The organism is Pseudomonas sp. LS2P72, assembly GCF_054897865.1.
In genome coordinates this window covers 3,170,073-3,190,520 of sequence record NZ_CM142708.1, presented here as the reverse complement: position 1 = coordinate 3,190,520, position 20,448 = coordinate 3,170,073, and the positions used below count along the sequence as shown (strand labels likewise).

At 60.3% G+C, this 20,448-nt stretch carries 19 protein-coding genes and 1 pseudogene; 11 read left to right on the top strand and 9 right to left on the bottom strand.

Features of this window, described 5'->3' with window-relative positions; translation table 11 throughout:
* Positions 1-11 precede the first annotated feature (11 nt).
* From ACYZUA_RS14750 to ACYZUA_RS14740, 3 genes are all read left to right on the top strand, one after another.
* Positions 12-875, top strand: a complete 864-nt coding sequence (locus ACYZUA_RS14750) for a LysR family transcriptional regulator (RefSeq protein WP_074877605.1) — start codon at positions 12-14, stop codon at positions 873-875.
* Between the two features lie 107 nt (positions 876-982).
* A complete protein-coding gene (locus ACYZUA_RS14745; RefSeq protein ID WP_461963847.1) occupies positions 983-2,128 on the top strand; it encodes an SRPBCC family protein in 1,146 nt (381 codons plus the stop codon).
* Positions 2,125-3,213, top strand: coding sequence for an SMP-30/gluconolactonase/LRE family protein (locus ACYZUA_RS14740; protein ID WP_461963845.1), 1,089 nt, complete (start codon positions 2,125-2,127; stop codon positions 3,211-3,213). Before ACYZUA_RS14745 ends, ACYZUA_RS14740 begins: the two co-directional genes overlap by 4 nt.
* A gap of 131 nt (positions 3,214-3,344) precedes the next feature.
* Here ACYZUA_RS14740 and ACYZUA_RS14735 read toward each other — a convergent pair whose 3' ends face one another.
* Together ACYZUA_RS14735 and ACYZUA_RS14730 are read right to left on the bottom strand one after the other, a co-directional pair.
* Positions 3,345-3,584 carry a hypothetical protein gene (locus tag ACYZUA_RS14735; RefSeq protein WP_461963843.1) on the bottom strand — a complete coding sequence of 80 codons (240 nt, stop codon included), beginning with the start codon at positions 3,582-3,584 and terminating at the stop codon, positions 3,345-3,347.
* A gap of 111 nt (positions 3,585-3,695) precedes the next feature.
* Positions 3,696-3,938, bottom strand: a complete 243-nt coding sequence (locus ACYZUA_RS14730; protein WP_046048501.1) for a DUF465 domain-containing protein — start codon at positions 3,936-3,938, stop codon at positions 3,696-3,698.
* A gap of 217 nt (positions 3,939-4,155) precedes the next feature.
* Here ACYZUA_RS14730 and ACYZUA_RS14725 point away from each other — a divergent pair, with 217 nt between their 5' ends.
* Complete coding sequence (locus tag ACYZUA_RS14725; RefSeq protein WP_461963840.1) at positions 4,156-4,677, top strand: DUF4142 domain-containing protein; 522 nt, start codon at positions 4,156-4,158, stop codon at positions 4,675-4,677.
* Positions 4,678-4,728: 51 nt separating this feature from the next.
* On the opposite strand, the gene ACYZUA_RS14720 is transcribed toward ACYZUA_RS14725, so the two are convergent.
* The 4 genes and pseudogenes from ACYZUA_RS14720 to ACYZUA_RS14705 form a co-directional block, all read right to left on the bottom strand.
* Positions 4,729-4,917 (bottom strand): hypothetical protein, encoded by a 189-nt coding sequence (locus ACYZUA_RS14720; protein ID WP_461964181.1) that lies wholly within the window; start codon positions 4,915-4,917, stop codon positions 4,729-4,731.
* A 104-nt stretch (positions 4,918-5,021) separates the two neighbouring features.
* Positions 5,022-7,641: pseudogene (uvrA, locus tag ACYZUA_RS14715) on the bottom strand (excinuclease ABC subunit UvrA).
* A 142-nt stretch (positions 7,642-7,783) separates the two neighbouring features.
* Complete coding sequence (locus tag ACYZUA_RS14710; protein ID WP_461963838.1) at positions 7,784-9,895, bottom strand: hybrid sensor histidine kinase/response regulator; 2,112 nt, start codon at positions 9,893-9,895, stop codon at positions 7,784-7,786.
* 319 nt (positions 9,896-10,214) lie between these two features.
* A complete protein-coding gene (locus ACYZUA_RS14705) occupies positions 10,215-10,904 on the bottom strand; it encodes a GntR family transcriptional regulator (RefSeq protein WP_008154995.1) in 690 nt (229 codons plus the stop codon).
* 140 nt (positions 10,905-11,044) lie between these two features.
* Here ACYZUA_RS14705 and ACYZUA_RS14700 point away from each other — a divergent pair, with 140 nt between their 5' ends.
* From ACYZUA_RS14700 to ACYZUA_RS14670, 7 genes are all read left to right on the top strand, one after another.
* Positions 11,045-12,130: an ABC transporter ATP-binding protein gene (locus tag ACYZUA_RS14700; protein WP_461963836.1), complete on the top strand. Its 1,086-nt coding sequence runs from the start codon at positions 11,045-11,047 to the stop codon at positions 12,128-12,130.
* A 1-nt stretch (position 12,131) separates the two neighbouring features.
* The gene (locus ACYZUA_RS14695; RefSeq protein ID WP_461963834.1) at positions 12,132-13,049 is read left to right on the top strand and encodes an ABC transporter permease; all 918 of its coding nucleotides are present in this window, start codon (positions 12,132-12,134) and stop codon (positions 13,047-13,049) included.
* Positions 13,046-13,834, top strand: coding sequence for an ABC transporter permease (locus ACYZUA_RS14690; protein ID WP_046048507.1), 789 nt, complete (start codon positions 13,046-13,048; stop codon positions 13,832-13,834). The genes ACYZUA_RS14695 and ACYZUA_RS14690 overlap by 4 nt, the downstream gene beginning before the upstream one ends.
* Positions 13,835-13,866: 32 nt before the next feature.
* Positions 13,867-14,919 carry an extracellular solute-binding protein gene (locus ACYZUA_RS14685; RefSeq protein WP_461963982.1) on the top strand — a complete coding sequence of 351 codons (1,053 nt, stop codon included), beginning with the start codon at positions 13,867-13,869 and terminating at the stop codon, positions 14,917-14,919.
* Positions 14,920-15,076: 157 nt separating this feature from the next.
* Positions 15,077-16,273 (top strand): amidohydrolase family protein, encoded by a 1,197-nt coding sequence (locus ACYZUA_RS14680; RefSeq protein WP_461963831.1) that lies wholly within the window; start codon positions 15,077-15,079, stop codon positions 16,271-16,273.
* Positions 16,270-17,757, top strand: a complete 1,488-nt coding sequence (locus ACYZUA_RS14675; protein ID WP_461963829.1) for an amidohydrolase family protein — start codon at positions 16,270-16,272, stop codon at positions 17,755-17,757. The genes ACYZUA_RS14680 and ACYZUA_RS14675 overlap by 4 nt, the downstream gene beginning before the upstream one ends.
* 12 nt (positions 17,758-17,769) lie before the next feature.
* Complete coding sequence (locus ACYZUA_RS14670) at positions 17,770-18,432, top strand: flavin reductase family protein (protein WP_461963827.1); 663 nt, start codon at positions 17,770-17,772, stop codon at positions 18,430-18,432.
* 230 nt (positions 18,433-18,662) lie between these two features.
* Here the strand turns inward: ACYZUA_RS14670 and ACYZUA_RS14665 are convergent, their stop codons facing one another.
* From ACYZUA_RS14665 to ACYZUA_RS14655, 3 genes are read right to left on the bottom strand one after another with little or no spacing between them, the layout of a single operon-like run.
* Positions 18,663-19,322: a DUF799 domain-containing protein gene (locus tag ACYZUA_RS14665; RefSeq protein ID WP_461963825.1), complete on the bottom strand. Its 660-nt coding sequence runs from the start codon at positions 19,320-19,322 to the stop codon at positions 18,663-18,665.
* Positions 19,319-19,663: a DUF4810 domain-containing protein gene (locus ACYZUA_RS14660; protein ID WP_405046683.1), complete on the bottom strand. Its 345-nt coding sequence runs from the start codon at positions 19,661-19,663 to the stop codon at positions 19,319-19,321. The genes ACYZUA_RS14665 and ACYZUA_RS14660 overlap by 4 nt, the downstream gene beginning before the upstream one ends.
* Before the next feature lie 59 nt (positions 19,664-19,722).
* Positions 19,723-20,397: a CsgG/HfaB family protein gene (locus ACYZUA_RS14655; protein WP_449643625.1), complete on the bottom strand. Its 675-nt coding sequence runs from the start codon at positions 20,395-20,397 to the stop codon at positions 19,723-19,725.
* Positions 20,398-20,448 lie beyond the last annotated feature (51 nt).

The following is a 20,448-nucleotide window of genomic DNA, read 5'->3' as shown; positions in this document are numbered from 1 at the left end:
CCGGCCGCCCCATGGACATCGATCTCGCCCGCACCTTTCTGGAAATCGTCCGCCACGGCAGCCTTGCCGCGGCGGCTGAAAAACTCCACGTAACCCAGACCGCGATCACAGCGCGCGTGCAGAAACTCGAAAGCCAGCTGGGCAGTACGTTGTTCGTGCGCAACCGCGCCGGTGCGCGCCTGACGCCGAACGGTGAAGCCTTCGTGGTCTACGCCAATCAACTGGTCGAAACCTGGGAAGCGGCGCGACGGGACTTGCCGTTGCCCGAGGGTTACCGCGACGTGTTGCACATCGGTGGCGAGGTCAGTCTGTGCAACCCGCTGATGCTCAGCTGGGCCGGCGCGCTGCGCGAGAAGATTCCCAGCCACGCCCTGCGGATGGAAATCCGTGACGGTGAAAACCTGCTGCGTCAACTGGAACTGGGGGTTCTGGATGCGGCGCTGGTTTACCAGCCCGAATATTGGCCACGCCTGCAAGTCGAACAGGTGCTGGAAGAAAAACTGGTCCTCATCCGCCTGGCCGCAAGACCCGATCCCTACGTGTACATCGACTGGGGCCCGGACTTCCGCCGTCAGCACGATGCGGCCCTGCCAGAGAAAGCCAAAGCCGCATTGAGCTTCAACCTCGGCCCACTGGGCTTGCAATACATTCTGGAAAACGGCGGCAGCGGCTACTTCCGCACCCGGGTGGTCCAGAGTTATCTGCAAAGCGGTGTGCTGGAGCAAGTGCCCAAAGCCCCGGAATTCAGCTACCCGACTTATCTGGTTTACTCCCGCGACCGCGACTCGGCGACCTTGCAACAAGCCTTCGACCTGCTGCGCGAAGTGATCAAATCCGACGATGACTGGTCGCAACGCTGGAACCCGCTGACCTGAATCCGGTTTGCATCGGATCATGGCATTTGTGACCTCACGGTTCGGCCCGCCTGAAACGCCGGGATCGTCTAATCTGCTGGAGATAACAATAACTACAGGTGATTGCAGTGAGGCAGACCACCGAAGCATTCCGCACCCGCTACCGCGCTGCTATTCATCCGCTCTACAACCCATGGCTGCACGGCACTTTTGTGCTGCTGTTCGGGTTGCTGGCCATCGGCGGATTCTGGAGCACCGTGCATCAGGTTCAGCCACTGGAATGGCTGACAGTGCCGTTGACGTTGGTGTTTTTCAACTTCGGCGTGTACATGGTCCATCGACATCTGGGGCATCACAAAAAAAACTTCGCGCGAATGTTCTACGCACGCCATGCCGGCGACCATCACAGCTTTTTCGCCCCCGGCCACATGACCTACGACAGTGCCCGGGACTGGCGGGTGATTCTGTTTCCAGCCTGGCTGATCGTGTTGCACACAGCCGTCATCACCCTGCCCGTCTGGTGGCTGCTTGTGCAGTTCGATGCCAACGTCGCCGGGTTGTTTGGCGGCTGCCTGGTCCTTGGCTACCTGACCTATGAAGTGTTCCATGCCTGCGAGCACTTGCCACCGGAGAACCCTGTCACACGGTTACCGTGGATCCGCCAGATGCGACGCCTGCATGAACTGCATCACCGTCGTGAGCTGATGCAGGAACGCAATTTCAATATCGTTTTTCCGCTGATGGACTATCTGTTCGGCACCCTCTATTGGGAACCGGAGCCGACTGAACTGCACCCGACGAGAACGACCATGACCCGCATGCAGCATCAGATCGACATTGCTGGAAACCCGATTGACGTGCTCGCCTATGCCAGCACCGTGACCCGTTGGCCGGAGTGGCATCCCTCGTCCCTCAAGGTCGACGGCCAGAGCGGGCCGCTGCATGCCGGGGGGCGGTTCGAGGAAGACATCAGGGCGGGCGGGCGTGAGGGACACCTGCATTGGGAGGTTAACGAATACCTGCCAGGGCGCCGCTGGAGCGCCTGGGCCCATGGCGATCACGGGTTGTCTTTAGTGGTGACTTACGAGTGCGAGGCCCGGGTCGACGGCACACGCTTTGTGCGCACTCTGGAGTACCAGTTCAGCGGCCTGGCGATGCGCATTGCCAATCGACTGCTGCTCAAGCGTCGCATTGATCGTGAGTCGGCAGCGTCGATGCTGGCGTTGCGTGAGATGGCGCAAAAACAGTTGGCCCCGGCAGGAGTCGGCGCATGAGTCGAACCGTCAAGTTTCGCCATCTGTTGTTGCTGATAATCGTCGCCATCGGCGCCTTTCTGCTGCTGATGCCGACCAAGGTTCAACCGGTGGCCTGGACATCGCCACCGGCTCCCTCTCTCACCAGCGGCATCTACGCCGACAATCAGCGCCTCAAAGGCGTGGAGCGCGTCGGCGCAGCGGATATCGACGGTCCGGAAGCGTTGCTGCTGGAGGAAAACGTCCTCATCACGGGTTTGCATGACGGCCGACTGATCCGTACCAGCCTCGACGGCAAGGTCACCAAGGTCCTGGCCGATACGGGCGGCAGACCCTTGGGCCTGGCCCGTCATCCCAACGGTCTGCTGGTGATTGCCGACGGGGTCAAGGGCTTGCTGTCACTGGATGCCCAGGGCCGATTGATTGCATTGACCACGGAGGCCAACGGCGTGCCCTTCGGTTTCACCGACGACGTGGCGATCGACAAATCCGGGCACTATGCCTATTTCAGTGATGCCTCCAGTCGCTTTGGCTACGGCAGTGACGGCGAAGCGATCATCGAGCACGGCGGCGATGGCCGCTTGTTGCGTTATGACTTCCAGACCGGCAAAACCGCGGTCCTGCTGGATAAGCTGGAATTCGCCAACGGCGTGACGCTGGGACCGGACGATGCCTTTGTGTTGGTCAACGAAACAGGCGCCTATCGCATCAGTCGTTACTGGCTGAGCGGGCCGAAAGCCGGCACCCATGATCTATTCATCGACAATTTGCCAGGGTTGCCGGACAACCTCGCGTTCAATGGCCGCGACCGCTTCTGGGTGGCGCTTTATGCACCGCGCAACGCCTTGCTCGATGCCACCGCGCCGCATCCTTTCGTGCGCAAGATGATCGTGCGAGCCATGACTGTCCTGCCTAAGCCGGTGGAGAAACGCGCCTTTGCGCTGGGCCTGGATCTGGACGGCAAAGTCATCGCCAACTTGCAGGACGGTAGCCGCGACAGCTACTCACCGATCACTACCGTTCGCGAGTATGGGGATTGGTTGTATTTCGGGTCGTTGAAGGCCAGACATATGGCGCGATTGCCGTTGAGTACTGCGCTGCAATAGACACCAAAATAACCTGTACCTGTAGGAGCCGAGCTTGCTCGCGATTGCGATCTGTCGGGCACATCAATATTGAACTTGCCGCCGTCATCGCGAGCAAACTCGGCTCCTACAAGGGCTTTGGGGTGATTGGTTTACCGTGGATCCACCTCACCATCGCGCACCGCATTATCCGTTTCCTCACGCACCCTTTCCGGGTCCATGCCGTTGGTGTCATCCTCGTCCAGCGGAATGGCACCTTCATTGTTCGGCAGTTCGTCGATGCCCGGCTCGTCTTCGGGATTGAGGGTGGTGCGTCCTGGACTCAGGGGTTCGGGATGTGTCGGGATGGGGTCGTAGCCACCCTGCTCTTCGCTGGGGAATTTTGGATTCATGGGGGCACCTCGCATGGAGCCGTAAAGTCGGACTCTGAACATTCGAGGTGCCGGTATTTATCACCGTTCCAATTTTTCAGTCACCGATCATCGGTGACCAGACAGGGCGCGTCAGGACGGCGTCTGGAGTCGATCAACGATCTTTTGCTTAACCTCCACGCGCTTTGCCTTGAGTTTCTTCAATGCGTCATCGCTGGGCGCATCCGATTTTGCGGATTCAGCCTTTACGACCTCGGCGTCCGCCTGTGAATACTTGTTGATCAGTGAATCCAGTAACGGATCCTTGGTGCGTTTTTGCTGGATATCTTCCTTTGAAAGCTTGAGATCCTGATAAAGGTCGTGTGGCACCGGCATGGAACACCTCCGTTTGTTGATCGGAGGCAAACGCGATCAATGGCGTTCACCAACTGTCAGAATGGCCTCGGTTAGCCCGTTCTGTCGACCGCCTATCAGACCAGCGGTGCCCGTTCGTCGCCCTGCCGCAAACGCAATAAAACCTTTGCCCACTCGTCGGCCTCCACAGATTAACGATCACTCGATCGCCCATGAAAACCTGTGTGGAGAATAACCAATGGACGGATTTACCCTGCGCCACCTCACGTTGGCCGTTGCCTTGAGTACCAGCATGGGCACGGCTTTCGCTGCCACTTCCAATGACTTCGTCGACAGCGCTGCCGCGAGCAATATCGCGGAAATCGAAACGAGCCGATTGGCCCTGGAAAAAAGTTCATCGGCGGACATCAAGAAATTCGCCAACATGATGATCACCGACCATTCCAAGGCCAACGATGAACTGGCGGCGCTGGCGAAAAAAAATGACATCGAGCTGCCGGACAACACCACGCTGGTCAAGCAGGCGAAAGAGAAAATCCTCGACATGCGCGATGAGTCCTTCGATGCGGCGTACGCCAACAATCAGGTGAAGGCTCACGAAGACACCATCAAGCTATTCAAGGAAGAAGCCAATACGGTGACAGACGACAAAACCAAAGGCGCCACGGAGCTGAAAGGTTTCGCGCAAAAAATGCTGCCGGCGCTGGAGAAGCATCTGGAGATGGCGAAAAAGCTCCAGGCTGCTCATCCGAGCAAATAACCCTCCCACGAAAAGGCCGCACCGTTTGATGCGGCCGTTTTCAATGCCTGGCTAGCCGCCATCGGTATCGATGTCGGCATCGGTGTCATCCCCGGGTTTGGGCCGGTCGGGATTCGGCTTGAAACCGGGGCTGAACTCATTGTCGTTATCGGTGTGGAGTTGCTTCTGGTCGACCGATTTGTCTGCGATTTCCGGCTCGGCGGTTTTCGCGTTTTCCTCAAGACCACTGTCATCTTTCATAAGTACCTCGTTCATCACTGCACGTGCACGGCTGAAACAGTCGGGCCTTGAAGATTCGAAGCCGCCCCGGGGACAGGGTTCCATCGCAAGGTCGATCTTTTGATTTAGCCGAGGGTTCTGGCCAAAAACGGTGCCGTCCGGCTCTTTTTACTCTTGGCGACTTTCTGCGGTGTGCCTGCAATAACAATTTTCCCGCCCTGATCCCCCGCCCCCGGGCCGATGTCAATCACCCAGTCACTCTGCGCCACCACGCGCATTTCATGTTCGACGACGATCACCGTATGCCCCGCCGTCACCAGGGTATTCAACTGTTCGAGCAAGCGATCGACATCCCTAGGGTGCAAACCCGTGGTGGGCTCGTCGAGCACATATAACGTGGCCCCGCGCTGGTTGCGTTGCAGCTCGGTGGCCAATTTGATCCGTTGGGCTTCACCGCCCGACAGCTCGGTCGCCGGCTGGCCGAGGCGCAGGTAACCCAGGCCGATATCGCGCAGCACCTCCAGCGAGCGGCGAATGCCCGGTTGCTCGGCAAACACCGTGACCGCTTCATCCACCGTCAGTTGCAGCACTTGGGCGATGTTCAACCCTTGCCAGATGATTGCCAACGTCTCGGGGTTATAGCGCGCGCCGTGGCAGGTCGAGCACGGTGCATAGACGCTGGGCATGAACAGCAACTCGACGCTGACAAAGCCTTCACCTTCGCAGGTCGAGCAACGGCCCTTGGCAACGTTGAAGGAGAACTGGCCCGCGTCGTAACCCTCGGCCTGCGCTTCGGGTGTGGCGGCATACAGTTTGCGCACGTTGTCGAACAGCCCGGTGTAAGTCGCCAGGTTCGAACGCGGCGTGCGGCCGATAGGTTTCTGATCGACTTGCACCAGACGCTTGATCGATTCCAGTCCCGCCGAGACCTGACCGCCGCTGACTTGCGGTGCGTCATCCTCCAGACTCAACTCTTGCGGCTCGCTGTCACTGGCCGCGCGCCCGAGATGCGCGCCCACCAGTTCCAGCAGCGCCTGACTGACCAGGCTTGATTTGCCGGAACCAGAGACGCCCGTCACCGCGGTAAAACAGCCCAGCGGAAACTCGACGCTGAGGTTGTTCAGGTTATTGCGTGTGATGCCTTCCAGCCGTAGCCAATCGTTCGCCTTACGACTGGCTTGGGGCTGAGTGACCTGCTCGGCGAACAGATAAGCGCGCGTCTGCGAGTTCGTCACCTGCGCCAACCCTGGCGGCGGTCCGCTGTACAGGACTTGGCCGCCATGCTCGCCGGCCGCCGGGGCCCACGTCGATCAGCCAGTCGGCGCGGCGCATGGTTTCCAGGTCATGCTCGACCACGAACAAGGTGTTGCCCGCGGCTTTCAAGCGTTGCAGGGCTTCGAACAGCGCTTCGCCATCCGCCGGGTGCAGACCGGCCGACGGTTCATCCAGCACGTAGATCACGCCGAACAACTGCGAACCCAATTGCGTCGCCAGACGCAGACGCTGCAACTCACCGGACGACAGCGTCGGCGTGCTGCGTTCCAGTGCCAGGTAACCGAGCCCCAGATCGGTCAACGTGCTGACCCGTTCCAGCAAGTCCTGAGCGATCCGCTGTGCGGCCAGGCGTTTCTCCACCGACAGGTTCGGTGTGTGGCGGACATCCGGCGCGTTGGCGTGACCACTGGCGCCGTGGGCCACTCGCTGCTCACGGGCCTCGCGGGTCTGGTCGTGCGTCAATACCTCGCCTGCCGCCTCGGTCTGTTCGAGGTAGCTGTGAGCGGCCACTGGTTTCAAGACTTCGGCCACTTGCAGCAACGGCATCTGCGACAACTCGCCGATGTCGTAACCGGCAAAGGTCACCGACAACGCCTCGCGCTTGAGCCGTTTGCCATCGCACAACGGGCACGGGCTGCCGAGCATGAATTGCGAGACGCGCTTCTTCATCAGCGCGCTTTGGGAATGGCTGAAGGTGTGCAGGATGTAGCGCCGGGCGCCGGTGAACGTGCCCTGGTAACTCGGTTCCATGTTGCGTTCTAGCGCGACTTTGGTTTCTTCCGGGGTGAGCCCGGCGTACACCGGCACCGTGGGTGTTTCTTCGGTGAAAAGAATCCAGTCGCGCAGTTTTTTCGGCAGATCGCGCCAGGGTTTATCGACGTCGTAACCCATCGTCACCAGAATGTCGCGCAGGTTCTGTCCCTGCCAGGCGGTGGGCCAGGAGGCGACCGCACGCTGGCGAATGGTCAGGCTCGGGTCCGGGACCATCAACGCTTCGGTGACTTCATACACCCGCCCCAAGCCATGACATTCGGGGCACGCGCCTTGGGGCGTGTTGGGCGAAAAATCTTCCGCATACAGCATCGGCTGCCCCGGCGGATAGCTGCCGGCCCGGGAGTACAGCATGCGGATCAGGCTCGACAACGTCGTCACGCTGCCCACCGAAGAACGCGTGCTCGGCGTACCCCGTTGTTGTTGCAAGGCCACCGCCGGCGGCAAGCCTTCAATGGAGTCCACGTCCGGCACCCCGACCTGATCGATCAGGCGCCGCGCATAGGGCGCCACGGATTCGAAATAGCGGCGTTGCGCTTCGGCGTAGAGGGTCGAGAACGCCAGCGACGACTTCCCCGAACCGGACACGCCAGTGAACACCACCAGGGCATCCCGGGGGATGTCGACATCGACGTTTTTGAGATTGTGTTCCCGGGCGCCGCGCACCCTGACCATGCCGGAGGGAGGGTTGGAAGTCATGAGCAGCCTTGATTGGAAGGTTCAAAGAAATTCGATTCACCTGTAGGAGCCGAGCTTGCTCGCGATGGCGGTCTGTCTGACACACCGCCATCGCGAGCAAGCTCGGCTCCTACAGGGGTGATCGTTCCCAGGGTGGATCGGGTCAACCATTGAGGACGGTGCGCACCATCTGTGTGAGCGCCTCGGGGCCATAAGGTTTGCTCAGCAAATAAGTGTCCGGGCTGAGTTGGTGATTGCGCGAAATAATGTCACGGGTGTGGCCCGAGGTGAACAGCACAGCCAGCGGTGGCGTCTGCATCTTGGCCCAAGCGGCCAGGTCCGAGCTTTTGATCAGGCCGGGCATGACCACGTCGGTGAAAATCAGGTCTACCACGGCGCCATCCAGCAACATCTGCATCGCGACGTCACCGTTGGCCGCCGTCAGCACTTGATAGCCTTCTTCGCGCAGTAACTCCACCGCGGAGCTGCGCACCGCCTCGTTGTCCTCGACCACCAGAATGGTTTCGTATCCGCCTCGCTGTGGCGGGTCATGACGTGTCGTTTCGTTAACCATCGGGCGCAGGCTGCGAGGGAAATACAGCTGCACCCGAGTGCCCTGCCCGACCACGCTGGAAATCTCGATATGCCCGCCACTTTGCTTGACGAAACCGAACACCATGCTCAGGCCCAGACCCGTGCCCTGGCCATCGGCCTTGGTGGTGAAAAACGGTTCGAATGCCTGTGCGAGTATTTGCGGCGACATGCCAACCCCTTTGTCAGCCACCGCTACGCAGACATAGTCGCCGGCGACGATGCCCTTGCCAGCACAAAACTTGCCATCAAGGGCAATGTTCTCGGCGCTCAGGTCAATGGTCCCCTCGCCGTTGATGGCGTCACGGGCATTGATCGCCAGATTGAGGACAGCGTTTTCCAGTTGATTGCGGTCCACGTAGACGTGCCAAAGGGCTTCAGCCGCGGTGACATCGATCTGAATGGTTTCCCCCAGCGCCCGCTGCAACAATTCCCCAAGTCCATCGAAGACCTGGCGCAGGTCGCAGACCGCTGGCGACAAAGGCTGACGACGGGCGAACGCGAGCAATTGCGACGACAGTTTGGCGCCGCGCTCGACCGCGGCAATCGACGCACTGACCCGGCGCTGTACATTGGCGTTGTCCGGTTCATGCCGCGCCAGCAAGTGCAGGTTGCCGGCGATCACCTGCAGCAGGTTGTTGAAGTCATGGGCCACGCCGCCGGTGAGGCCGCCGATGGCTTCGAGTTTCTGCGATTGACGCAGTTGTTCTTCAGCGGCCAGCCGCGCTTCGACTTCGTCGGCAACGCGTTGCTCCAGATTGCGGGTGAACTTGAGCAAGGATTCTTCGGCGGTCTTGCGTTCGTGGATGTCGATCAACACCCCGGGGAAACGGAACGGTTCGCCCTGCTCATTGAACTCGCAGCCACCACTCGCCTGCACCCACAGATAACTGCCATCCGGGCGCAAGACCCGATACTCGGCGTTAAACGGTTCGCCGGTTTCCACTGATTGATTGATCTGCTCCTGCACCCAGCTGCGGTCATCGGGATGGACCCGTGCTTCGACGATGCCCATTGGCAGGTCGGCCAGGTTTTGCTCCGGCGGGTAGGAAAAGGTGCGGGCGAAACGCTCATCACCGGAGAGCACATTGCCCTTGATGTCCCAGACGAACGAGCCGAGCAAGGCCCCGGCATTGAGTGCCAGGCGCACCCGTTCGTTGTCGGCGTGATAGGCGTCCTCGGCGGCCTGACGACGGCGTTCGGAAATCACATGTTTGGTCGTCTCGACCACCATCGCCATGACCCCGGCCGGTTTCCCGTCATCATCCGCCACCGGGCTGTAATAGAGGTCCAGCCAGACGTCTTCGGGAACCCCATCGCGCAGCAACTCCAGGACTTTGTTGCGATAGGACAAGGTGCCGCCGGCCAGGCAGGTGTCGACCACATGCCGATTGAATTCGGCGACTTCCGGCCAGCCCAGTTCCACCGGAGAACCCAACAGGTAAGGATGGCGGCCACCGGCAAACGTCGAGTACGCATCGTTATAGATCATGTAACCGGGGCGGCCCCACAGCATCACCATCGGCAGTGGCGATGCGAGCATCAACTGCACCGCGCTGCACAGGCTTCTGGACCAGGTCTCCATGTTTCCAAGCTCAGTCAGGCTCCAGTCGAACGCGCGGATGCGCCCGGCCATCTCACCGTTCCAGCCTGCACACCCATGGCTATCGTCTAGAAACTGCATCGACTGACTCTGTATCCCTGTAGATGACTGGCTTACGGGATCGCAACGGCATGAGGACGGTGCGTGCCCGTTTGTTTCGAGCATCGCCGTCGCCAATGGTTTCATAGAGGTTAGCTGATTCTTGAATTGCAGATTTTTGTGGGCTTGCCCTGAGGACTTTGTAGCTGCCTTGTGGCGAGGGGATTTATCCCCGTTCGGCTGCGAAGCAGTCGTAATACCTGAACGCACGGTCTATTTGATGCACCGCGTCGTCTGAATTCACGACTGCTTCGCAGCCGAACGGGGATAAATCCCCTCGCCACAAGTACTGTGTTGAGCATCAAACCTCGATCAGGTGCTTTAGCGGGTGGTAGCCGGTTTTCAGCGTGGCGGCGACGTCGAGAATGGCCTTCTCGATGCCGTTCAAATGCATGCAGGTCAGTTCGATCGCGGCACTCTGGTTGCCGGCTTCGATGTACTCGATCAGCCGCAGGTGTTCGTCGTCGCGGCAAGCCTCGTGGCTGTCGTCATCCAGCGCGGCGGCGTACAGCGAGGCGCGGGAAATCAGCTTGCGGAACCAGTCCAGCAACACCGGGTTGTTGAGGCTTTGCGCGAGCTTGATGTGAAACTCGCCAAGCAGATGAATCAACCGTTCATGGTCGCCACTGCGGTGCGCTTCATCCTCCAGCAACAGGTGATCACGCAGGTCCTGGGTCACGGCAGTATCACGACGACGGCAGAGTTCGGTGACGATGCCGATCTCGATCAGGCGCCTCGTTTCAAACAGCGAGCGGATCTCCTCATCACTGGGCAACGACACCGACGCCCCTTTGTTGGGCTCGGTGGTGACCAGGCCATCAGCCTCCAACTGTTTGAGCGCGGCACGAACCGACGTTCGGCTGACATTAAAAAGTTCGGCCAATGACGCTTCGCCGAGCTTCATCCCGGGACGCAATGAACGTTTGCTGATCGCCTCGTAAACCCCTTGGTAGACGCGGTCGACCGTGGTCTCGAGTTTTTTCTCGGTCATCTGAACACTCCTTTAGCGCTAAACAACCGGCCCCAGGCGATGAGCAGCCTTTGAAAAAGGGGGTTGCACGAGCAGATTAATCCGGTTATTTCTAGATTGCATCCAGATATTGCATACAATAATTAGAGGAATGCACCAATATGGGTCATCCAACAGCGATTGAAGTGCGTAACGTCTCCAAGCGATATTCCGACGATCCGGGGCTGGTTCCAGCCCTCGACAACGTTTCAGTCGACATTGCCGACAATGAATTCTTCACCCTGCTCGGCCCTTCCGGCTGCGGCAAGACCACCCTGCTGCGCACCATCGCCGGCTTCGAGCAGGTCAGCGAAGGTGAGATACGTCTGGCGGGCGAGCCGGTCAATGATTTGCCACCGTTCAAGCGTCGGGTCAACACCGTATTCCAGAGCTACGCGCTGTTTCCGCACATGAGCGTCGCGCAGAATATCGCCTTCGGCCTCGAGATGCAGGGTCTTGATCGCAAGCTCATCCCGCAACGGGTCGATGAGATGCTGGCGCTGGTGCAAATGCAACACCTGGCCCAGCGCAAACCGGCCGAGTTGTCCGGTGGCCAGCAGCAGCGCGTGGCCCTGGCCCGGGCCCTGGCGCCGAAACCCAAAGTGCTGTTGCTCGACGAACCGCTGTCGGCGCTGGACTTGAAGCTGCGCAAGGAAATGCAGGTCGAACTCAAGCGCGTACAAAAGGAAGCCGGGATCACCTTCATTTTCGTCACCCACGATCAGGAAGAAGCCCTGACCCTGTCTGACCGAATCGCCGTGATGTCCGCCGGCAAGATCCTGCAAATCGGCACACCGAACGATATCTACGAACGGCCGCAGCACCAATTCGTTGCGCAGTTTATCGGCGACATCAACTTCCTCCCCGGCCACCTCAAGCGCGGCCAGCAGAACGAAAAACTGTTCGTGCCGAGCGGCATGCCGGTGGAAATCCCGTGCCCGGCTCAAGGCTTCGATGGCGCCAGCGTGCAACTGGCGTTCCGCCCGGAACGCTCGCAATTGGTCGACCCGGCGCAACCGCATCACCTGCGCGGCGTCATTGAAGCGGTGTTGTATGTCGGCACCGCGACCCTTTACCAGTGCCGGTTGAACAACGACATCAAGGTCATGTTGCGCGAGAACAACGAAGGCCTGAACCGCGGGCGGGTGGTCGGTGATCGCGTCGCGGTCAATCTGCCGCCCCACGCCTGCCTGTTGATGGAGGCCTGAGATGAGCGTCAGCAGCACTTCTCCCGCCCTCAACCGTGCGCTGTTGCTCAGCCCGGTGGTTCTGACTTTACTGGCGCTGATCGCCATTCCGCTCGGCATCATGGGCTACATCAGCCTGCTGCCGCGCAACGTGTATGGCGGCGTCGACTGGCAGGCCGACTGGCAATTGCAAAGCTACGTGCAGCTGTTTTTCCAGGAAGGTTTCGACGGTGAACTGGAACTGAACTGGGTCTACGCCCAGGCGCTGTTGCGCTCGGTGTTCCAGGCCGGCGGCACCACCCTGCTGTGTTTCCTGTTCGGCTTCCCGGTGGCGTTGTGGATGTCGAGCCTGACACCGCGTCGGCGCAACCTCATGGTGTTGCTGATCACCATTCCGTTCTGGACCAACCTGCTGATCCGCAACTACGCGTGGCTGATCATCCTGCGCGAACACGGCTGGGTTGCTCAGAGCCTCAACGCGCTGCTCCCCCAGGCCGGTGGCATCACCCTGCTCTACAACGACTTCGCGGTCAGCGTCGGGCTGGTCTACAGCTTCCTGCCGTTCATGATTTTGCCGATCTACTCGACCCTGGAAAAACTCGACTGGCGTCTGGTGGAAGCGGCGTACGACCTCGGCGCCAATCGCTGGCATGCGTTGCGGCGGATCATCCTGCCGCTGTCGATGCCCGGCGTGATTGCCGGTGCGCTGCTGGTGTTTGTGCCGAGCCTCGGCGCCTTCATCACCCCGGCGATTCTCGGCGGCGGCAAGACGCTGATGATCGGCAACCTGATCCAGCAACAGTTCGGCACCGCGCGCAACTGGCCGCTGGGCAGTTCGCTGTCGTTCCTGCTGCTGGGGATTCTGCTGCTTTCGCTGGTGGGTTACGCCCTCTATAGCCGCAGCGCCGCCAAAACTCTACGTCGGGGAGCCACCGCATGATCGCCCTGCACCTGAAAAAACTGCCGCTGACCCGCGAAGTCAGTCTGTTGATCCTGGCCTATCTGTACGTGCCGATCTTTGTGCTGATCGCCTACAGCTTCAACGCCAACCGTTCGGCCACGGTGTGGACCGAGTTTTCCTTTGCCTGGTACGGAAGGATTCTGGCCAACCCGTCGATCCAGACCGCCGCGCTGAACTCGATCATCGTCGCCGGCATCGCCACGGTGTGTGCCACGGCGATTGCCTTGCTCGCGGCGTTGGCGACGTACCGGCCGTTCTATGGACAGAAGATGGTCGAGGGCGGGATCAACCTGCCGCTGATCCTGCCGGAGATCGTCACCGCCGTCGCCACGCTGCTGTTGTTCATGGCGCTGGGGATCAAGCTCGGTTTGCTGACGGTAATCGTCGCGCACATCGGCTTCTGCATTCCTTTTGCCTACCTGCCGATCCGCGCGCGGCTCAATGACCTGGACAAGAGCTTGCTGGAGGCGGCGAACGATTTGTACGCCAACCCGTGGCAGGTGTTTCGCCGGGTCACCTTGCCGCTGTTGTGGCCGGCGGTGTTGTCCGGTTCGGTGCTGGCGTTCGTGGTCAGCCTCGACGATTTCATCATGACCTTCTTCGTTGCCGGACCCGGTTCGACGACGTTGCCGGTGTACATCTTCTCGGCGATCAAATCCGGTGTCACGCCGGAGATCAACGCGATTTCGACCCTGATGCTGGTGATTTCCATCGTGCTGGTGGTGCTGGCCTTCTGGCTGGGACAGCGCGGCAAAAACCAATGAGCCTGGAGCCTGCTGTTATGAATAAAAAGCCAATGAATCTAAAAAGCATGCGTTACGGCGTCGCCGGTCTGGCCCTGAGTTGTTTCAGCGTTTTCACCGCGCAGGCCGCCGAACCCAAGCAATTGTTCTTCTACAACTGGACCGACTATTACCCGGTCGATCTGCTGGCCAAGTTTGAAAAGGAGACCGGGATCAAAGTCACCATGGACGGCTACGACAGCAACGAAACTTTGCTGGCCAAGTTGCAGGCCGGTGGCGCGGCGTATGACGTGATCGTGCCGTCGCAATCGATCATGCGCACGTTGATCAACCAGAACCTGCTACTGCAAATCGACGCGTCGACCTTGCCCAACTTCCAGTACGTCAAACCGGCCTTCCGCGACCCGGCTTTCGACCCCGGTCGCAAGTTCTCCGCCCCGTATCTGTGGGGCACCACCGGGTTTTCCTATGACAGCGCGCGGGTGCCCGGCGGCAAACTGGACGATTCGTGGAAAGAGTTCTTCGAACCGCGCAAGGAACTCGAAGGCCAACTCGCCGCCCTCGACACCTCCAGCAGTGTGATCAACGCCGCCAGCCATTACCTGAACGTCGACGAGTGCAGCGAAAACCCGCAAGACGCCAAGCGCATTCTGGAGCTGCTGAAAAAACAGAAACCACACTTGAAGATGTACAGCTCGGACAACACCGTCGACCGCATGGCCTCCGGTGAAGTGATCATGATGCAGAACTGGAACGGCTCCACCGCCCGGGCCACGTTGCAAAAAAGCACCATCAAGTACGTGTACCCGCGCGAAGGCCTGGCGATGTTCCAGGACAACTTCGCCGTACCGAAAAGCGCCCCGCACCCTGGCAACGCGAAGCTCTTCATCGACTGGATGATGAAACCGGAAAACGCCGCCGCCGTGTCCAACGCCATCGCCTACGCCAACGGCATCCAGAGCGACAAGCTGATCGACGCCAAATGGCGGGTGATGGACGCGATCAATATGCCCGACGAGTTCGCCTCGCGCCTGCGCCCGGAAAAAGAGTGCAGCAACAAGGCGCGCGAGCTGCAGGACCGGATCTGGTCGAAGCTCAAGGGTTGATTGACTGGCTTGAAACCGAGTCGCGGCCATCGCGAGCAAGCTCGGCTCCTACAGGATTCGCGGTTGCTGCGATGTTTTTGGCCACACACCGCCCCTGTAGGAGCCGAGCTTGCTCGCGATGAGGCCCTCCCTAACACCAAAAAATTTGAGGTTTGAAATGACCCAACCCCGCTGGCTACGCAACGTGCGCCCCTACGGTTCAACCGCCGAAGACCTGCTGATCGAAAACGGCCTGTTCAAGCAACGCCGCCCCGCGTCCAATGCGGCACTAGTCGCCACCGACATCGACGGCCAAAACCAGCTCCTCACCCCTGCTCTGGTTGAAAGCCACGTCCACCTCGACAAAACCCTCTGGGGCCAACCCTGGCGCCCGAACAGCGCCGGCCCGACGCTCAAGGACTACATCGCCAACGAGCGCCGCGTGCTGCGTGACGTCCAGGCACCGATTGCCCAACGCGCCGGCGCCCTGCTGGAAAACTGCATCGCCCGTGGCTCGCTGACAATGCGTTGTCACGTCGACATCGACCCGGAATTCGGCCTGCGCCATGTCGAAGCCATGCAACAGCTGCGCGAAGGCTACCGCGACCTGATCGACCTGCAACTGGTGGTGTTCCCGCAAACCGGCCTGATCAGCCGCCCCGGCACCGCCGAACTGATGCGCGAAGCCATGGCCCTGGGCGTGGAAAACGTCGGCGGCCTCGACCCGTGTGGCATCGACAACGACCCCATCGCACAGCTCGACTTCGTGTTTAAGCTGGCCAGCGAATTCGAGCGTGGCGTCGACATTCACCTGCACGACAAGGGCGAACTGGGCCTGTGGCAGATCGCACTGATCGCCGACTACACCGAACGCTTCGGGCGTCAGGGTCGGGTGATGATCAGCCACGCTTACTGCCTTGGGATGTTGCCGTGGAGCCAGGTCAAACCGGTGGCCGAACGCCTGGCGGCGCTGAACATTTCGCTGATGAGTTCGGCACCGGCCGATTGCGCGGTGCCGCCGTTCCTCGCTCTGCGCGAGGCCGGGGTGAACGTGTGCCTGGGCTCGGACGGCATTCGCGATGCCTGGTCGCCAATGGGCAACGGCGACATGTTGGAACGGGCGATGCTGCTGGCGTTTCGTTTCGACTTGAACAAGGACGATGAACTGACGGCGGCGTTCGAAGCCGCGACGGTGAATGGCGCTCGGGCGTTGGGCTGTGAAGGTTATGGGCTGGAGATCGGCCAACCGGCGGACTTTTTGCTGATGCCGGTGCAGACGCTGGGTGAGGCGGTGGTGTCGCGGCCAGTGCGACAGGTTTATCGCGGCGGTGAGTTGATCGCTGCAGCCGGCAAACTCTTGGACAGTCGCTTGTGAAGCGCATTGGCCTCAAGAGCAGCTGCGTCGTTGGTTTCGACGGCACCCAGCATGTGCTGTGGCGCGACGGCGAAGTGGTGTTCGAAGGTTCGCGCATCGTGTTTGTCGGGCGCGATTATCCGGGGCCGGTGGATCAGTGGATTGATTACGGCAACGCGTTGATCGGCCCGGGCTTCATTGATCTGGATGCACTCGGGGATCTTGATTCGACGGTTCTGACGCTGGACAACGGCGATGAACGCGACATGGGTCGGATGTGGTCCGAGGACTACCTGACGGCAGGTCCGCGAGAGAGTTACAGCGCGGATGAAGAAGTCTTCAAATACCGCTACGCCTTCACTCAGCTGATCCGCAACGGCATCACCACCGCCATGCCGATCACCTCGATGTATTACCGCGAGTGGGCCGAGACGTACGACGAATTTTCTGCGGTGGCCGGCGTGGCGGCCGAGTTGGGGCTGAGGACTTACCTCGGCCCCTGCTACATGAGCGGCATGAGTTACTGGCGCGCCGATGGAAGCCTCGGGCATCACTGGGATGAAGCGCGAGGCCTGGCCGGGCTCGACGCGGCTGCTCGGTTTTTTCGTGATTTCGACGGCGCGCACGAGGGATTGATTCGTGGCGCGCTGCTGCCGGACCGCATCCAGACCTGCACCCCGGCCCTGCTGCAACGCACTGCCGCGCTGAGTCGGGAACTGAACGCGCCGATGCGTTTGCATTGCTGTCAGGGGCTCGGTGAGGTGGCGATGGTCGAGCACCTGCGCGGTACTTCGCCGCTGGGTTGGTTGCAGCAATTGAATCTGCTGACCCCGCGCAGTCTGTTGCCCCACGGCATCTACACCTCCGGCGATGACGATCTGCAACGCGTGGTGGATGGCGGTGCGAGTCTGGTGCATTGCCCGGTGGTGTTTGCCCGTGACGGCGAGGCGCTGAACTCCTTCGGTCGCTATCAGGCCAAGGGCATCAACTTCGCCTTGGGCACCGACACCTGGCCGGCGGATATGCTGGAAAACATGCGCCAGGGTCTGAACATCGCGCGATTGATGGAAGGCAGTGGTTCCTTGACCCGCACGCTGGATTTTTACAATGCGGCCACTCTCGGCGGCGCCAAAGCCTTGGGTCGCGATGATTTGGGCCGCTTGGCGCCGGGCGCCAAAGCCGACATCACGGTGTTCAGCCTTCGCGGCCAGCATTTGGGGCCGCTGTTCGACCCACTGAAAAACCTGGTATTGGCCGGGCGCGGTGACGACTGCATCGCCAGTTACATCAATGGCCGCTGCGTGATGCAGAACGGTCAGGTTCAAGGCGTCGATTACCCCGCCCTGCAACGCCAGGCCCAACAACAATTCGAAAAACTGATGCGCAGCCACAGCGACCGGGCCTTCGGCCAACCGGACTGGAAAGGCCTGTTCAAACCGGCCATCCCGTTCGCTGACGACTACAGCGCACACGCGCCGCTGAGCGCGATTGATCCCCTTCTTTAGAGAGTCCTGCCCATGCAAAGCTTCGACTTCAGCCAATTGAGCCCGCGAGACAAATACAAGATTCTGATCGGCAGCGTGGTGCCACGGCCGATTGCCCTGGTCACCACCATCGACGGCGAAGGTCGGATCAACGCCGCGCCCTTCAGCTTCTTCAACGCCCTCTCGGCGGACCCGCCGATCCTCGCGTTGGGCGTGGAAAACTACGGCGACCAAAGCCCCAAAGACACCACGCGCAATATCCAGCTCAATCAGGAGTTCACCGTGAACATCGTCAGCGATGCCCTGGTGGAAGCCATGAACGTCTGCGCCGTGCCGTTCGCCCCGGGTTTCGACGAACTGACGGCCGCCGGCCTCACTGCCATTCCCGGGACCAGGGTCAAATGCCCACGGATCGGCGAAGCCCCGGTGGCGTTGGAGTGTCGGCGGATGATGGCACTGTCCATCGGGCAGTCCCGGGAGATTATCTTTGGCGAAGTGCTGATGGCGCATGTGCGGGATGAATTGATCGACCCGAAAACCTTGTATATCGATCAGCTCGGGCTCGATGCGATTGGCCGGATGGGTGGGCATGGGTATGCGCGCACGCGGGATTATTTTGATCTGCCGACACGGTCGTTGCAGGCGTGGACGGAGACGCCGGGGGGTGGGGAGCGGTTTTGGCCGCTGAGTAAGTGAGACTTGTGCTGTGTCAGGTAGATCCACCCCTCACCCTAACCCTCTCCCAAAGGGAGAGGGGACTGGTCGTGGGTATCTCACGGTATACGGCGACCTGAATTTTTTGTTTTGAATCCATAATCGACTCGATTTAACTGGTCGATGAATTTCGCCACACACCTCGGTCAGTCCCCTCTCCCCCCTGGGGAGAGGGTTAGGGTGAGGGGTGGCCCGTGAGCGTGAAAACAATCTCAATCAGTGCCGTATTTCGGCGAACGCGGTCCGTACAGCAACCCCGCCGGTTGTCCTGCCGACAGCAGCCGAGCGCTGGTCACGCCGGCAATCGGGTGACCGGCGTCGGTGGAACTGTTGATGATCTGCTTCACCGCCGCCGTAATCAGCATGCCAACCAAACCACCGCCACCGTTGTTACCGCCCTCCGCGCTCGAAGCCCGAGCCGAGCCGGTCCACAGGGTGGTGCCGCTCTTGAGGTCCACCAGTTTCGCGCTGGCCGTCACCACGGTTTCGCTGCTGATGATCATGTAGCGAGTGCCGTAGTCCGTCACGGTGATGTACAGCGCAGCATCGGCACCGAAGATTTCTTGCAGTTTGTTGGCCGGTGCCTGATGGATATCCGCCGGTGTGGTCAAGCCATTCTGGCGGAACGTCTCATCGACCAGGGCGATCGGCAGCACGTAGTAACCGGCTTCAGCCAACGGGTACGTGACCTGCGACAACAGGCTGTAGGACGCCTTGACGTCCGGCGAGTTGTTCAGCGGCGGCAGCACCAGAATGGTTTTTGGACGACTTTGCTTGTACGCCGAATAGTCCACGGTCTTGGGGCTGACGCAACCGCCGAGTACCGCCAGAGCCAGTAGCCCGGCCATCAGTTTCAATGAGTGCGCGATCATTGGGTGTCTCCGGTCTTGGCGTTCTTAAGCAGAAAGTCCATGTACGGCGTCGACTCGGGGAACAACGTCTTCTCGGTTCTGAATTGCTGCACCATCTGATCGTCCTTGCCCATGCTCAGGTACAACAGGCCCAAGTGAGCGTGGTAGCCAGGCGGCGGTGTCCTGCCGGTGGACCTGATCTTCTGCAGGTCGCGCTCCAGCGCTTCGGCCTGAGCTTCCTTGGGTTCTTCACCCTTGAAGTACTCGTAGACTTCCGGCTGGTAGCTTTCCCACTGGTAGAGGGTTTTAGGGCCGCTGTTGCAGCCGGCCAACAGGCCACTGACCAGCACGGTCGACGCCATCAGCGCCCATTTCGCATAAATCCTGAACATGCTTGTACCGCTCCTTGTCATGACCTTGATCAGTTGCCCGGTTTCCATGCACCGGCATTCATGCCGTCCACCAGACGATTGATTGCCTCGCGCATGGCCAGGTCGAGCACTTTGCCGTTGAGGGTCGAATCGTAGGCAGCGGTGCCGCCAAAGCCGATGACTTCACGGTTGGACAAGGCGTATTCGCCCGCGCCCTGAGTCGAATAAACCACTTCGGAGGTGCTGATATTGACGATGTTCAGGTTGACCTTGGCGTAGGCCACCTGGGTCTTGCCGCGACCGAGAATGCCGAACAACTGGTGATCGCCAGTCTCTTTGCGGCCGAACTCGGTGACATCACCAGTGACTACAAAATCAGCCCCCTTGAGGCGCTGGGACTGGCCCTTGATCGCGGCCTCCTGCTGGATCTCGCCCATGTTGTCGCGGTCCAGCACGCTGAAGCGATTGGTTTGCTGCAAGTGAGTGATCAGGATGGTCTTGGCCTGACCGCCGAGACGATCCACACCGTCGGAGAAAATCCCGCGCATGTAGCTCGAGCGGTTGTCGAACTTGCCGACCGCCATGGGTACGCGAACGCCGGCATAAGCGAGGCTGGCGCTTTCGACCTTTTCTACCGGCAAGGCGCGCGAGCTTTCGGTCGCACACCCGGCCATCGCGCCGAAGAGGGCAATCACTGCCGCCGATACCAACATCCGAGAGATCATTCTCACTGCGCATTCCTTTTGAAAAACGGTTAATCCCGGCACGGCAATAGC